The organism is Microbacterium sp. BF1 (assembly GCF_019279095.1).
Taxonomy (GTDB): domain Bacteria; phylum Actinomycetota; class Actinomycetes; order Actinomycetales; family Microbacteriaceae; genus Microbacterium; species Microbacterium maritypicum.
Map to the genome: position 1 here is coordinate 1 of NZ_JAGYWT010000707.1, position 949 is coordinate 949.

Below are 949 nucleotides of genomic sequence, written 5' to 3' on the forward strand. Positions count from 1 at the left end.
TCGATCACGGCGACCATGGCTCCGCGCACTCCCTCGGCCACGGTGCCGAGCACCGGAGCCGAGAGGTTCGTCGACCGCGCGACCGCTCTGGTGAAGGCGATGCCTGTCGGGGAACAGGCATCGACCGTGGTGATGGGACACGTGGCGGGGACCGATCCGGGCGCGCTCCGGGCGTACATGGAATCGGGCCTGGGCGGATTCATCCTGATGGGGGCCAACATCCCGGCATCCGAAGCTGAGCTGCAGGCGCTCACCGCCGCGCTCACGGTGGATCCGACGCTGCCGCCGCTCATCGCCGTCGATCAGGAGGGCGGTCTGGTCTCGCGTCTGAACGGCGACGACCATGCCGCTTCCACCTCGCTGAAGGGTCTTCCGGTGTCTGAGACTTCCGCGGCGTTCGCCGCGCGGGGCTCGTTGGTGGCACGCGCGGGGATCACCGTGAACTTCGGCACCGTGGCCGACTACACGGCCGATCCCGGCTCGTTCATCCATGGCCGTGCACTCGGCACCGATCCGGCCGGTGCGGCTGAGCGCGTGGCGGCTGCGACCGGTGCGCAGGAGCAGTTCCTCGCTTCGACGCTCAAGCACTTCCCCGGGCACGGTGCGGCGCCCGGCGACTCGCATCATGCGATCCCGAGCACGACGATGGGGCTCGAGGAGTGGCGTGCCACCGCCGCTGTTCCGTTCGCTGCAGGGATCGACGCGGGGGCCTCGCTGCTGATGTACGGGCATCTGGCCTACACGGCCGTCGACACCCTGCCGGCATCCCTCTCGCCGACCTGGCATGAGATCGCCAGGGACGAGCTCGGCTTCACGGGTGTCGCGGTCACCGACGACCTCGGGATGCTGCTCTCGTCGGGAGACCCGGCCTATGCGGACCCGGTCGCGAACGGAGTGGCGGCGATCGCCGCGGGGAACGACCTGGTGCTGATGGTCGCGGGCTCCGATG

General features: G+C 70.0%; 1 protein-coding gene. It reads left to right on the forward strand.

The features are described 5' to 3' along the window. Positions 1-15: 15 nt before the first annotated feature. On the forward strand, positions 16-949 hold a 934-nt coding region (locus tag KZA10_RS16205; protein WP_256935001.1), incomplete at its 3' end, for a glycoside hydrolase family 3 N-terminal domain-containing protein.